The 13,291-nt window shown below is 38.2% G+C and carries 11 protein-coding genes; 5 read left to right on the top strand and 6 right to left on the bottom strand.

Annotated elements, in window-relative coordinates; translation table 11 throughout:
- Nucleotides 1–39 precede the first annotated feature (39 nt).
- The 3 genes from ACFOSX_RS06350 (at nucleotide 40) to ACFOSX_RS06360 (ending at nucleotide 4,517) form a co-directional block, all read left to right on the top strand.
- Entirely contained in the window at nucleotides 40–2,271 is a 2,232-nt protein-coding gene (locus tag ACFOSX_RS06350; RefSeq protein ID WP_386098145.1) for a S9 family peptidase, read from the top strand.
- A 24-nt stretch (nucleotides 2,272–2,295) separates the two neighbouring features.
- Nucleotides 2,296–3,888 (top strand): peptide MFS transporter, encoded by a 1,593-nt coding sequence (locus ACFOSX_RS06355; protein WP_386098147.1) that lies wholly within the window; start codon nucleotides 2,296–2,298, stop codon nucleotides 3,886–3,888.
- Nucleotides 3,889–3,959: 71 nt separating this feature from the next.
- Nucleotides 3,960–4,517 carry a thioredoxin family protein gene (locus ACFOSX_RS06360; protein ID WP_386098149.1) on the top strand — a complete coding sequence of 186 codons (558 nt, stop codon included), beginning with the start codon at nucleotides 3,960–3,962 and terminating at the stop codon, nucleotides 4,515–4,517.
- Between the two features lie 3 nt (nucleotides 4,518–4,520).
- Here ACFOSX_RS06360 and ACFOSX_RS06365 read toward each other — a convergent pair whose 3' ends face one another.
- Genes ACFOSX_RS06365 through surE form a run of 5 tightly spaced genes read right to left on the bottom strand, consistent with a single transcriptional unit; the run spans nucleotide 4,521 to nucleotide 9,256 of the window.
- Entirely contained in the window at nucleotides 4,521–6,551 is a 2,031-nt protein-coding gene (locus ACFOSX_RS06365) for a ComEC/Rec2 family competence protein (protein WP_386098151.1), read from the bottom strand.
- 22 nt (nucleotides 6,552–6,573) lie between these two features.
- Nucleotides 6,574–7,098, bottom strand: coding sequence for a C40 family peptidase (locus ACFOSX_RS06370; RefSeq protein ID WP_386098153.1), 525 nt, complete (start codon nucleotides 7,096–7,098; stop codon nucleotides 6,574–6,576).
- A complete protein-coding gene (gene lpxB, locus ACFOSX_RS06375) occupies nucleotides 7,082–8,200 on the bottom strand; it encodes a lipid-A-disaccharide synthase (protein WP_386098155.1) in 1,119 nt (372 codons plus the stop codon). The genes ACFOSX_RS06370 and lpxB overlap by 17 nt, the downstream gene beginning before the upstream one ends.
- Nucleotides 8,200–8,487, bottom strand: coding sequence for a hypothetical protein (locus ACFOSX_RS06380; RefSeq protein ID WP_386098157.1), 288 nt, complete (start codon nucleotides 8,485–8,487; stop codon nucleotides 8,200–8,202). The genes lpxB and ACFOSX_RS06380 overlap by 1 nt, the downstream gene beginning before the upstream one ends.
- The gene (gene surE, locus ACFOSX_RS06385; RefSeq protein ID WP_386098159.1) at nucleotides 8,480–9,256 is read right to left on the bottom strand and encodes a 5'/3'-nucleotidase SurE; all 777 of its coding nucleotides are present in this window, start codon (nucleotides 9,254–9,256) and stop codon (nucleotides 8,480–8,482) included. The genes ACFOSX_RS06380 and surE overlap by 8 nt, the downstream gene beginning before the upstream one ends.
- Before the next feature lie 172 nt (nucleotides 9,257–9,428).
- Here surE and ACFOSX_RS06390 point away from each other — a divergent pair, with 172 nt between their 5' ends.
- Both ACFOSX_RS06390 and ACFOSX_RS06395 read left to right on the top strand, forming a co-directional pair.
- Complete coding sequence (locus ACFOSX_RS06390) at nucleotides 9,429–11,546, top strand: carboxy terminal-processing peptidase (protein ID WP_386098161.1); 2,118 nt, start codon at nucleotides 9,429–9,431, stop codon at nucleotides 11,544–11,546.
- Nucleotides 11,547–11,552: 6 nt separating this feature from the next.
- Nucleotides 11,553–12,647: an ABC transporter permease gene (locus tag ACFOSX_RS06395; RefSeq protein ID WP_386098163.1), complete on the top strand. Its 1,095-nt coding sequence runs from the start codon at nucleotides 11,553–11,555 to the stop codon at nucleotides 12,645–12,647.
- Here ACFOSX_RS06395 and yihA read toward each other — a convergent pair.
- Nucleotides 12,644–13,261 carry a ribosome biogenesis GTP-binding protein YihA/YsxC gene (yihA, locus tag ACFOSX_RS06400; RefSeq protein ID WP_386098165.1) on the bottom strand — a complete coding sequence of 206 codons (618 nt, stop codon included), beginning with the start codon at nucleotides 13,259–13,261 and terminating at the stop codon, nucleotides 12,644–12,646. The genes ACFOSX_RS06395 and yihA overlap by 4 nt on opposite strands.
- Between the last annotated feature and the right edge of the window lie 30 nt (nucleotides 13,262–13,291).

Raw genomic sequence — 13,291 nt, forward strand, 5'->3', positions numbered from 1 at the left:
TTAGTAAACTTGGCAGTATTTTATTTAAAAGAAAACTTAATGAGAATAAGGCATTGTTTAGCCGTCATCGGCATTATGTGTACCGCGGTTTTAGTGGCGCAGGACAAACAGATTAGTTTAGAGGATATTTGGAGTGGGGAATTTAGAACCCAAGGGATGCAAGCCTTACATTCCATGGCCAACGGGAAACAATATTCGGTTTTGAATTTTGATAGAGCCAGCAGAAACTCAAGTATCGATATTTACGATTATAAGACCTTAGAAAAAGTAGAAACCATTTTAAACTCAGCGGATATTGCTGATTTAAATGGTTTTTTTGATTATAGCTTCAGTGAAGACGAATCTAAAATTTTGTTGACCACCAATTCAAAACCTGTGTTTCGTCGTTCTACTTTAGGCGAATATTATATCTACGATCGTGATGACAAAACGGTAACAAAATTATCCGATGATTTGGTGCAAGAACCAACATTTTCACCAGACGCTTCCAAAATTGCTTATGGTTTAAACAATAATCTCTACGTAAAAGATTTGGAATCTGGAAAGGTAACGCAAATCACAAATGACGGTAAAAAGAACAGTATTATCAACGGTATTACCGATTGGGTGTATGAAGAAGAATTCGGTTTTGTCCGTGCGTTTGATTGGAATGCCGATAGCGATAAAATAGCTTTTATTCGTTTTGATGAATCTGAAGTCCCAGAATTTTCTATGGATGTTTTTGGGTCGGATTTATACCAGACACAACAGGTTTTTAAATATCCGAAAGCAGGCGAAAAAAATGCGGATGTTAGTTTGCATTTGTATGATTTAAACTCTGAAAAGCTTTCAGAATTGAAAGTGTCAAAAACCTATAATGATTTTTATATCCCAAGATTGAAATGGACAAATGATGAAGACGTTTTGAGCGCGCAATACATGAATCGCCATCAAAATGAATTGGATTTATGGTTCATTAACGCTGAAGACAATACCTCCAAATTAGTCTTGGCTGAAACCGATAAAGCCTATGTGGATGTGACGTTTGATTTAACGTTTTTAGACGATGATAGCTTTATCTGGACGAGCGAAAAGGATGGTTACAATCATATTTATCATTATGACAAATCAGGAAAGCTCATCAATCAAGTGACCAATGGCGATTGGGAGGTGACCAATTATTATGGTTACGATGAAGATGTGAACACGGTATATTACCAATCTGTGGAGAATGGAAGTATTAATCGTGATGTATACAGCATTAAGTTGAATGGTAAGAACAAAGAACGCTTATCATCTACGGACGGTACCAACAGTGCTTCGTTTAGTGCAGATTTCACTTACTTCATAAATACGCACTCTAGCGCTATGTCGCCTTCAACATACACATTGAACAGTGCCAAAGATGGAAAGGTGATAAAAACCATCATTGATAATAAAGATGTGGTTGAAAAGCTCGACGATTATGTCACGTCTCAGAAGGAATTCAGTACCATTTCTGTAAATGGTAACGATTTGAATATGTGGATGATTAAACCAGCGAATTTCGACCCAAATAAGGAGTACCCGTTATTTATGTATCAGTATTCTGGTCCTGGTTCTCAACAAGTGGCTAACCGTTGGAACGGTGCTAACGACTATTGGTATCAACATCTGGCACAGCAAGGTTATATTGTGGCCTGTGTAGACGGGCGCGGTACAGGTTTAAAAGGCAGGGACTTTAAAAAAGTCACCCAAAACGAACTCGGTAAATACGAGGTTGAAGATCAAATTGAAGCGGCCAAATTGCTTGGAAAACGTTCATACATCGATGAAGACCGAATTGGTATTTGGGGTTGGAGTTATGGTGGTTTTATGAGTAGCAACGCTTTATTTAAAGGAAATGATGTCTTTAAAATGGCAATTGCCGTAGCACCGGTAACGAGCTGGAGGTTCTATGATACTATATACACAGAGCGATATATGACCACGCCACAAGAAAACCCAAGTGGTTATGATGAAAATTCACCGATTAATCATGTAAATAAACTTGAAGGTGACTTTTTATTAATACACGGCTCTGGTGATGATAATGTGCATCTACAAAATACCATGCGTATGATTGAAGCTTTGGTGCAGGCCAACAAGCAATTCGATTGGATGATCTACCCAGATAAAAACCATGGGATTTATGGGGGTAATACTCGATTACATTTATATACCAAAATGACCAATTTCATCCACGAAACTTTGGGCGACAAGCGAGAGCTAAAGCCTGAAGAAGAGAAAGTGAAATCACAAATCAAAGGATAAAATCAAATAACTAAATTATACTATATGGAATTTAAATACGGAGGTTCGGAAACCAACCAGAAAACTGTCTTAGGGCATCCTTCAGGTTTATTTGTACTATTTTTTACAGAAATGTGGGAGCGTTTTTCCTATTACGGAATGCGTGCCTTATTAGTTCTTTTCTTAACAGCGGCTATCATTGGTGAAGGCGGTTGGGGCTGGGAACGTTCTGAGGCTCTTATTCTTTATGGATGGTATACAGGTTTGGTTTATATTACTCCAATAATTGGTGGTTTTATAGCTGATAAATTAATGGGTTATAGAAATGCCGTTGTTGCCGGGGCCTTGTTGATGACCTTAGGTCATGCGTCTATGGCTTTAGAATATTCCGCAGATTCTTTTTTCTATCTAGGTCTTGGCTTGTTGATTATTGGAAACGGTTTGTTTAAGCCAAACATTTCCTCGATGGTAGGTCAGTTATATAAAACACAAGGAAAAGAGAAAGATGCAGGTTATACCATTTTCTATATGGGAATTAATGCTGGAGCATTTTTAGGAATTCTTTTGTGTGGTTATGTAGGTGAGACTTCAGGTTGGCACTATGGCTTTGGCTTAGCTGGAATTTTTATGTTCTTCGGAATGTTGCAATTCTATTTTGCCCAAAAGATTTTTGGTAAAATTGGATTATCTCCTAAGCAGTCTGAAGATTTTGACGATGTCATTGAGGATTCATTGGAAGAAACAAAAGAAGATATAGAAGAGGTTATGACATCTGCGTCAAAATCTAAAGTTGTGGGAGACCGATTAATGGTTATAGGGGTTTTCTCGTTTTTTACCATATTCTTCTGGTGGGCTTTCGAACAGGCAGGCGGTTCTATGACAATATTTGCTGCGGATTACACTGACAGGGTATTAACTGGTAGCGGGGCAACAACCTTCAAGATTGTGAATACATTATTAACCGTAGTGCCTTTACTAATCATTACATACGTTTTGTTTTTGTTATTTAAAAAAACCTTTCAGAAGTACGCGCTATCAAATGTTCTCTTAGGAACAAGTTTTGTAATTATTTGGGGCATTGTAATTTGGATGCTTAATAATGAATTTTCTAAAGAGGCAGCTGAGGTAAAAGCATCTTGGTTTGGTATTTTAAATTCTTTCTTTATAATAGCCTTTGCACCATTATTTTCAAAAATTTGGCAAAGTAAATACAATCCATCAGGACCGGTAAAGTTTGCTATAGGTCTGATTTTATTAGGGTTTGGTTTCGCCATTTTAGCTTATGGCTCTATGGGCATTCCTTTAGGAGCCAAAACAGCTTCAGTAAGTATGATTTTCTTAGTGTTAGCTTATTTGTTCCATACATTAGGAGAATTGTGCGTTTCGCCAGTAGGCTTGTCTTACGTAAGTAAATTAGCGCCAGTAAAGCTTGTTGGTATGATGTTTGGTATATGGTTTGTAGCAAACTTTATAGCGAATCTTACCGCAGGTTGGACAGGTAGTTATATCGACCCGATTGTTGAGGATTACGGAATGAGTACATTCTTCTTGATTTTTACGTTGATTCCCGTCGGAGCAGGTATATTAATGCTGATATTAAACAAGACCTTGATCAGAATGATGCACGGTATCAGATAATAGACGCTTTAATTTTGCGTTAAAAAAACGGCTAAGGTGTAAGACCTTAGCCATTAATACAACAAAGAGGTATGAAAAAATTTGTAATGTTAGCTTTTACGTTTTCACTGTTCGCAGTGATGACGCTCCAAGCACAGGAAATCAACTGGGTGACCTATGAGGAGGCCGTAGCGCTCCAAAAAAAGAATCCTAAAAAGATTATGATGGATGTCTATACTAACTGGTGTGGGCCTTGTAAAATGCTAGACAGGAATACCTTTCAAAATAAGGATGTTGTAGACTACGTCAACAAAAACTATTATGCTGTAAAGTTTAATGCTGAAGGCAATACCGTTGTCAATTATAAGGATAAAACGTTTAAAAACCCTGGATACGACCCGGCGAAGGCTAATCGTCGTAATAGTTCACATGAATTTGCCCGTTTTTTAAAAGTACGCGCTTATCCGACCATTGCATTTTTAGATGAAGAGTCTAAAATGATTACAGCACTAACGGGCTATCACAAGCCACAGCAATTAGAGTTGTACTTAAAACTATTTAAGGACGATAAGTACAAGGAAATGACAACTCAAGAAGAGTTTAATAAATACTACGAAGGCTTTACACCAGAGTTTAAAGAATCTAAATAGTATTTACTTTATGGAATAGAATCCCTTTTCATACGTGCTATGGAAAGGGATTTTTTTTCTTTCTGAAGTTCCCTTCCAGCGTAATACATAGGATTTGTAATTGTTCCCATCGGCAATTATGCATTGAGGTTGAAGACTGTCAATCAAGCGTTCTAGATTAAGTTTTGGGGATTGCGTTAGTAGGATATAATCAGGTCTGAAGGATTTTACCTTATAGCTCGAAAGACTATCAACTACCAAAAGCGTTTTATTTTTCATTTGAAATACATTTCTGAGCGAATCCTCTTTAAGTTCAGAAATAAATTCGCCGACCTTATAGGTTTTGATAGTCTGGTCTTTAGATTTTGAAAGACTATCCATAGTATGAAAAACCTTGATTTCCCTTCCAGATTTTTCAGCAATAAGGGTTTGTCTGGATTTGTGGAAAATAATAAGTTCGTCACTCGAATATTGTTGTTTGGTGTATATAAGCACACCGCCGAAAAGAACCAAAGCAATCATCAGGTTTCTAAACGTCGCAAAATGTGCTTTTCTAAACAGTTGAACGCTCGCTAAAATCACTAAATAAAGGGCAATCGCATGCCAGAGACCAAATGGGATATCTTTAAAGAGGAAGTTTTCAAACTCTGCGACCCAGGCAATAAAGTCATTCAGACTTGTGATAACAAAACTAAAACTTGTGACTATAAACTCAGGCAAAATATTCAGAAGAGCCAAGACAATGACTAAGATTCCAAATCCAAGAATGAGGGCTAAAAATGGAATGATGAGGGTGTTCGAGATGAAGAACAAGCCTGGAAATTGATGAAAATAAAACAAGCTAATCGGTAGCACACCGACCTGCGCAGAAACCGTTACCGTAAAAGCATCCCAGAACAATTTAACAGGATAGAATTTGGGTCGCCAAAGCTTATCAAACAAAGGCTTTATGGATACAATCCCAAGTACGGCCAAATAGCTGAGTTGAAACCCGACTTCAAACAAAAACCGTGGATGAATCAGCAATACGATAAAGGCTGAAATAAATAGATTGTTATAAACGTTGCTAGGCCGTTTTAAATTCAGGGTAATGGCAAATACGGTGAACATGGTCACAGCTCTAATAACGGAAGGCGACAGTCCCGCAACTATGGCAAACGTCCAAAGAAAGATAATGATGAATACCATTCTGAAAATACGACCGTATTTCACATAATTTAAAGGTCGAAGTACAAACTGAAGAATCAACAAAATAATCCCAACATGTAATCCTGAAACGGCTAGAATATGAATAGTTCCAGCATTGACATAGGTGTTGTAAATTTCAGAATCGATGTCCTGCCGTTGTCCCAGAAGCAAAGATTTTAGAATGGATAATGGTTCTTTTTCAAATCCTGAATCTTCAAGCTTCGTAATGATGGTCTCTCTAAATTGGTCAGCTATACCATAGATGGAAGTCTCGTCAGAAGGTTGTTGCAATAGTTCGTGCCGTTGAATTTTGAATTGACTATAGATTTCTCGATTTCTCAGGAATTTACCATAATCAAACTGATGCGGATTTAAGGGTTTTGGAAGGGCTTCAAACGTAGCAACGGTAACATAATTATTATCAACCTTTAGGTTGAGTGGCAATGAATCTTTGGAGATATTGAGCAAGACTTTTCCTGTTGCTATTTCGGAATTTATGCCTTGTAATTCAATGATATATTTGTCGTTGTAACGGTCTGGTTTCAGACGCTCATCAATCTTAAATGCTATGGTGTATAACTGATTTTGGTCAATTTCAAAAAGCACGTAATGCCTATCGTCAAGTCGGTCGTCATGAAAAGAAAGGCTGAGCATACCGAGACTTACCATCGTCAGAATGGAAACGACATCAAAGAGAAGCGTATTTACTTTCGACCTAAAAAAGAGCAACAATAATCCAAGAGTAAAAACAAAAGCGCCAGCGAGATAAACGGTTTCCGTAAAACTGATACGAAGCTGTCGGCCTAATAAAATACCAGTGATTAAGCCAAGGGTCAATTTTATAATCGGAAAGCGGAGTAACTTCATTATAGAAAGTTACTAAAAATCTCTAAAGTACGCGACGTGCTTGGACGTAGGCCTTATACCAATAAGTGTCTGATAATTTTGAAACCATAACCCCGCGACTACTCGAAGCATGGATAAATGAAAAATCGCCCGAGCTAACTTCAGTAACAATCCCTACATGATTCACCTTTCGACTATTTTTACGGGTGGCAAAAAATACCAAATCCCCAGGAATCACTTTCTTTACATCCACCCAATCTCCGTGAGAGGAGAGGTCCGTTGTAGTGCGTGGCATAAGAATGTCTTTAGACTTAAAGGAGGTGTAAATCAACCCCGAACAGTCCATGCCTTTTTTCGTAGTACCGCCATATTTATAGCGTGTGCCTTCGTAAGACAATGCTACATCTATGATGTCTTCAGCTTGTGAAGATGGTTCTACGGTAGTGGGTTTCGACGTTTCAGTTCGAGACTTTTTTACGACGACTTTATTTCGTTTTGATGCGCCACAGCTCATAAAAAGCGTCAGAGCAAGGCAAGCAAAAAGAATAGATTTAAGATTTTGGGGCATTAGCATTATAGATGAGTTTAGCGGTTTTGGAGCTGGCGCCTTTTCCTCCTAATTTTTGTTCTAATTCGTAATAGTTCAAGAATTGTTGCTCGCGTTTATCACCATCGAGGATAGCGGAGAGCTCCTTTTTTAAGCGTTTAGTGTTGAGGTCGCCTTGGATTAACTCTGTCACGACTTCTCTATCCATAATAAGATTGATCAGGGAAATAAATTTCAAGGTAATAATTCGCTTTGCAATTTGATAGGATATGTTACTCGCTTTATAGCACACCACTTGTGGCACTTTAAAAAGCGCAGTCTCTAAAGTAGCGGTACCAGAGGTTACTAAAGCGGCGTAAGATAGGGTCAACAAATCGTAAGTTTTGTTATTGACAAACGCAACAGGTTGCTTTTTTATTATAGATTGGTAGAAGCTGAAATCCTGACTCGGAGCTCCAGCAATCACAAATTGATAGGCTTTAAAATCGTCAATTACGCTAAGCATCACGCTGAGCATTTTCTTGATTTCTTGTTTTCGGCTTCCGGGAAGTAAGGCGATAATAGGCTTGTCGCCAAGTTGGTGTTCCTTTCTAAATGTAACTTCTTCAATTTTTTTCCTATTGCCAACAGCATCGATTAAAGGATGCCCGACAAAATGTACATCATAACCATGAGTTTTATAGAAGTCTTTTTCAAACGGAAGGATAACATACATAGCATCGACATCACGCTTTATTTTTTCAACCCGACTCGCTCTAGATGCCCAAACCTGAGGCGAAATATAATAATGAGTTTTAATTCTGTTTTCTTTTGCCCATTTGGCAATGCGAAGATTAAAACCAGAGTTGTCAATCAGAATTAAGACATCAGGTTGGTAGGCTTCAATATCTTGCTTACAGAATTTAATGAAACCAAGTATTTTTCTAAGATTAAGTACTACTTCAGCAAAGCCCATAAAAGAACGTTCCTTGTAATGCTTAACGAGTTCACCACCTTGAGCCTGCATAAGGTCGCCACCCCAAAACCGAAATTCGGCATTTGGATCTTCAACCTTCAAAGCCTTCATAAGGTTAGACCCATGAAGATCGCCAGAAGCTTCGCCAACAATGATGTAGTATTTCATTAGAATCGGTTTATAATAAAAATTACGGCAATAAGCATCGTAGCCATTAAAACCCCTTTGGCATAATCTTCATTCTTCCTATTCAAAAACAGGTAGAAGACAGGAAGGTTAATCAAAGCACCAACACTAGCACGCTTACCTAAAAATTTGGTAGACCAGGTTCTTGAAAAGCTGGTGCTGATACTATCACCATTGATTAGTCCGAGGATAATATCATAAAGCAAAATGCCAATTCCTGCGGAAGCCAAACCAATTAAAAAGCCAAAAATGACATCTTTTTTACGCATTAAAATCCCAGGTGTTTAAAGTCTTTATGGCGTGATGAGCGGTTAAATCAAATTGTACGGGTACGATGGAAACATAATCTTGCTCTAGAGCCCATTCGTCTGTGTCTTCGCCTTGATCCATATTTATAAACTCACCAGTCAGCCAGTAGTAATCCCGACCCATTGGGTTTTGACGCTTGTCGAACTTTTCTTTCCAGTTGGCACGTGCCTGTCGGCAGACTTTAATGCCTTTGATGTCTGAAGCTGTTTTATTAGGAATATTTACATTGAGAACAACGCCATCATTTAGCCCGTTTTCAAGAACATTTTCGGCAATGGTTTTTACGAATGTTGTGCAATGTTCAAAGTTGGCGCCCCAGCTATAGTCCAATAAGGAAAATCCTATCGCAGGGATACTTTCGATACCCGCTTCTAAAGCGGCACTCATGGTGCCAGAATAAATCACGTTGATGGACGAGTTAGATCCATGGTTAATGCCAGAAACGCATATATCTGGTCGACGGTCGAGAATTTCATTCACTGCTATTTTCACACAGTCCGCTGGTGTCCCAGAGCAAGCGTATTCTTTTTGTGGGCCATCATCAATCGTCATTTCTTCAATATAAAGCGTAGAATTTATGGTAATAGCGTGTCCCATGGCGCTTTGTGGACTGTCTGGTGCTACCACAACGACCTCTCCGAGCTGATTCATCACGCTGATTAATGTGCGTAAGCCAGGTGCTGTTATGCCATCATCATTCGTAACAAGTATTAAAGGGCGTTTTGCCATAAAACAAGCGGGGTTTTTATATCCTGCTAAAATACTAAAATCTCTATGAAACCTCGGGTACGTTGGTTTAACAAAAAATTAGTAGCTCCATAATTTTATGGCATGGTTTTTTCTCCTACTTTTAGCAATTACTTAAAATTAACTAAGTTAGACCCCAAAATTGAAGGCTATTATGACAGGGAAATACAAATTTTTGCTACTGGCAGGCTTAATTGCTTTTGCTTCGTGTAGCTTTACTTCTAAGACATTTCAAGATCCAGATAAAGATAAATTGCTCATTCAACTCATAACTTATGTGTTAGATCAAGGGCATTTTGAACCACAGGATATCAATGATGATTTCTCAAATCGTGTTTTCGATGATTATTTAGATCAACTAGATCCTTTTAAGCGTTATTTCTATCAATCCGACATCGAAGATTTTGAAGCGTATCGTTCTCAAATCGACGATCAACTTCAGGAGTTGGATTTAACGTTTTTCAATTTAACGCATGAGCGTTTGTTAGAGCGCATTGAAGAGTCCAAGAAAATTTATGAAGATATTTTAGATAAGCCTTTCGATTTTACGGTTGACGAAGATTTTAATGCCGATTACGAAAGCTTGGATTTTGTGAAAAATAAGCGCGATTTAAAGGAACGCTGGAGAAAACAACTAAAATTCTCGACTATTGCCAATTATGATGAAGCCATTGAGTTGAATGAGACAGAGGATGAGAAAAAGTCATTAGAGCAACTTGAAGAAGAAGCGAGAGAACAAACCAAGGAGTCTTTAGATGAGCTTTACGATTTTATTGATGATAGACGTCGCCAAGATTGGTTTGCCGTTTATATCAATGCCGTTGTAGAAGAGTTTGATCCGCATACCTATTACTTCGCACCAACCGATAAGGAACGTTTTGATATGCGTATGTCTGGTGAGTTTGAAGGCATCGGTGCCCGTTTACAAAAGCGAATGGATATGATTACGGTTAACGAAATTATTAGTGGAGGCCCAGCGTGGAAACAGAATAAACTAGAAGTAGGAGATCAAATATTAAAAGTACGTCAGGAAGATGAAGAAGAACCTGTTACTATCGTCGGAATGCGATTAGACGATGCCATCAAATTTATTAAAGGTCCAAAAGGAACCAAAGTCACCTTGACCTTAAAAAAAGTCGACGGAACTATCGAAGATTTAACGATTACAAGAGATGTAGTTCTTATTGAAGAAACTTACGCAAAATCTTCAACCGTTAAAAAAGATGATAAGATTTATGGTGTAATTAACCTTCCAGGATTTTATGCCAAGTTTGATGAATACAATAAGCGTAATGCGGCTTCAGACGTAAAAAAAGAAATCGAAATGTTGAAAGCCCAAGGCGCAGAAGGCTTGGTGTTGGATTTACGAAACAACGGCGGTGGATCGCTTCAAACCGTAGTGGATATGGTTGGTCTGTTTATCAAAAAAGGACCAGTTGTGCAAGTGAGAACTACAGGCGAAGCAAAAGAGGTTTTGGCTGATGAAGACCAGTCAATCTATTGGGATGGCCCATTGGTGGTATTAGTGAATGAGTTGTCGGCATCGGCTTCAGAAATATTGGCTGCTGCAATGCAAGATTATAAACGTGCCATTATCATTGGAAGTGAGCAAACGTACGGAAAGGGAACGGTTCAGAATGTGTTGGATTTAAACCGCATGGTACGAAACAATTCAAACGGAGATATGGGTGCTATTAAATTTACCACTCAAAAATACTACAGAATCAATGGAGGTTCTGTACAGTTAAAGGGCGTCGAAAGTGATATTGTGGTACCGGACCGTTACAAATACATTGGTATCGGAGAACGAACGTATGACAGACCATTAGAATGGGATCAGATAGATTCTGCTGATTTTACGGTTTGGGAAAACTATTTTGATTTTGACGGTGCTATTGAAAAGAGTAGAGCCAGAATGGCCAATAATGAACAATTAAGTTTAATTGATCAAAATGCCAAGTGGATTAACGATATTAGAGAGAACGAGCAGTATTCTTTGAACTACCAGAAATACAAAGATCGTTTGGAGAAGAACGAAGAAGAAGCTAAACGCTTTGAAAAATTATCGGACTATAACACGAATTTGACCTTCAATTCATTGCCTTACGAGTTGACCTTGATGGAAAAGGATTCCGTTTTAAAGGAGAAGCGTGAGCGCTGGCACGAGAGTTTAGCAAAAGATGTTTATGTTGAAGAAGCATTGAATGTCTTAAACGATTTAAAGATTGCGTATGCTATTAAACCAAAAGTAGCAAGCTCTGTAAAGAACTAAAGATGAATGACTGAGCAAAGTAATTCATTAACACAACAAGCGCTTCAAAAATTCAAATCGAATTTTTGGGGCGTTTTCAGTTTGGGTATCATTGTTCTTATTGGTCTGTTTTCGCTTTTTGCTTATGTATTGGCACCAGATGCATCTAAAAATGCCAATCAGATGCATTTATCCATTCATTCTAAATCGCCAGGTTTCAAAGTGATGATGCTTGAGGTACCTTCGAAAGTTGAGTCCGAGCAAGGTTTTTTATCGAAACTATTTAATGGGAAAGAAGTGGTCAACATAGAAATTCCCATATCGAATTATAATATTGAAGGGAATGACCTAAAATATACCGAATATGCTTCAGACGGGTTGGTCGGTCTAGAAAAATCCATGTCACTTTCAAAATTTCCTGATTCCAATCCTGAATCATTTATTGAAGAGCGCTCTTTTGTATTTGGTACGGATAAATATGGACGCGACTACCTTAGCCGAATTTTAGTTGGCTCTAGGATTTCCTTCGCCATCGGTTTTATTGCCGTTTTCATTTCACTTGTTATTGGATTAATTATGGGAAGCTTGGCGGGCTATTATGGTGGACGTGTAGACGCCTTAATAATGTGGGTCATTAATATTGCTTGGTCTATTCCGACGCTACTTTTAGTTATTGCGATTACTTTGGCCTTGGGTAAAGGCTTTTGGCAAGTATTTATTGCTGTAGGATTAACCATGTGGGTGGAAGTTGCAAGAGTAGTAAGAGGACAGATTATGAGCGTCAAGGAAAAGCAATATGTTACTGCGGCACGGGCTTTAGGATATACTGATTTCAGAATTATAAAAAATCATATTCTCCCAAACATTGTAGCACCGCTCATTGTGATTTCGGCAGCCAATTTTGCAGCCGCCATACTTATTGAAAGCGGTTTAAGTTTCTTAGGGATTGGCGCTCAACCTCCAATGGCCAGTTGGGGTGCCATGATTAAAGACCACTACAATTACATTATTTTAGGAAAGCCTTATTTAGCCTTGATTCCCGGACTTTGCATTATGCTTTTGGTGATGTCCTTTATGCTGATGGGCAATGCGCTCAGAGACGTTTTGGATGTAAGGACTTAGATGGAATTTTTAAGTTGTTCAATCTCCTCATTTGTTGCTTCAATAAAGTCTAAAACTTCATCTTGACCAATCTTTTTACTCGATGAGGTGATGAAGTAATGAGGCAATTCTTCCCAAGTTTCCAAGAGAATATTGCAATAGTCCTCCACATTTCGCTCTATCGCTTTTGGCTTTAATTTGTCGGCTTTGGTAAAAATGATGGAAAACGGAATCCCGCTTTCGCCTAAGTACTGCATAAATTCTAAATCTATAGGTTGAGGTTTGTGACGAATATCCACCAAAACAAAAGCAGAAACGAGTTGTTGGCGCTGTTCAAAATAATTGGTAATGAATTTTTGAAAGGTCTTTTTAGACGATTTAGATACTCTAGCATAACCATAACCTGGTAGATCCACTAAAAACCAATTATCATTGATGATAAAATGATTGATAAGCTGTGTTTTTCCTGGTCGTCCAGAAGTTTTGGCTAAACTCTTGCGGTCGGTAAGCATATTAATCAACGAAGATTTCCCCACATTAGAACGCCCGATAAACGCATATTCAGGAATGGGATTCTTAGGGCACTTGGCCACTTCAGAATTACTCATTACAAATTCGGCTGATTTTATTTTCATGGTAACTTCCTATATAGGCAGGAATCGTAT

It is taken from the genome of Winogradskyella maritima, assembly GCF_042650215.1.
GTDB classification, from domain to species: domain Bacteria; phylum Bacteroidota; class Bacteroidia; order Flavobacteriales; family Flavobacteriaceae; genus Winogradskyella; species Winogradskyella maritima.

Coding starts and splice junctions, on each gene's coding strand:
- ACFOSX_RS06350 (WP_386098145.1), top strand. CDS start 40: ATGAGAATAAGGCATTGTTTAGCCGTCATCGGCATTATGTGTACCGCG.
- ACFOSX_RS06355 (WP_386098147.1), top strand. CDS start 2,296: ATGGAATTTAAATACGGAGGTTCGGAAACCAACCAGAAAACTGTCTTA.
- ACFOSX_RS06360 (WP_386098149.1), top strand. CDS start 3,960: ATGAAAAAATTTGTAATGTTAGCTTTTACGTTTTCACTGTTCGCAGTG.
- ACFOSX_RS06365 (WP_386098151.1), bottom strand. CDS start 6,551: ATGAAGTTACTCCGCTTTCCGATTATAAAATTGACCCTTGGCTTAATC.
- ACFOSX_RS06370 (WP_386098153.1), bottom strand. CDS start 7,098: ATGCCCCAAAATCTTAAATCTATTCTTTTTGCTTGCCTTGCTCTGACG.
- lpxB (WP_386098155.1), bottom strand. CDS start 8,200: ATGAAATACTACATCATTGTTGGCGAAGCTTCTGGCGATCTTCATGGG.
- ACFOSX_RS06380 (WP_386098157.1), bottom strand. CDS start 8,487: ATGCGTAAAAAAGATGTCATTTTTGGCTTTTTAATTGGTTTGGCTTCC.
- surE (WP_386098159.1), bottom strand. CDS start 9,256: ATGGCAAAACGCCCTTTAATACTTGTTACGAATGATGATGGCATAACA.
- ACFOSX_RS06390 (WP_386098161.1), top strand. CDS start 9,429: ATGACAGGGAAATACAAATTTTTGCTACTGGCAGGCTTAATTGCTTTT.
- ACFOSX_RS06395 (WP_386098163.1), top strand. CDS start 11,553: ATGACTGAGCAAAGTAATTCATTAACACAACAAGCGCTTCAAAAATTC.
- yihA (WP_386098165.1), bottom strand. CDS start 13,261: ATGAAAATAAAATCAGCCGAATTTGTAATGAGTAATTCTGAAGTGGCC.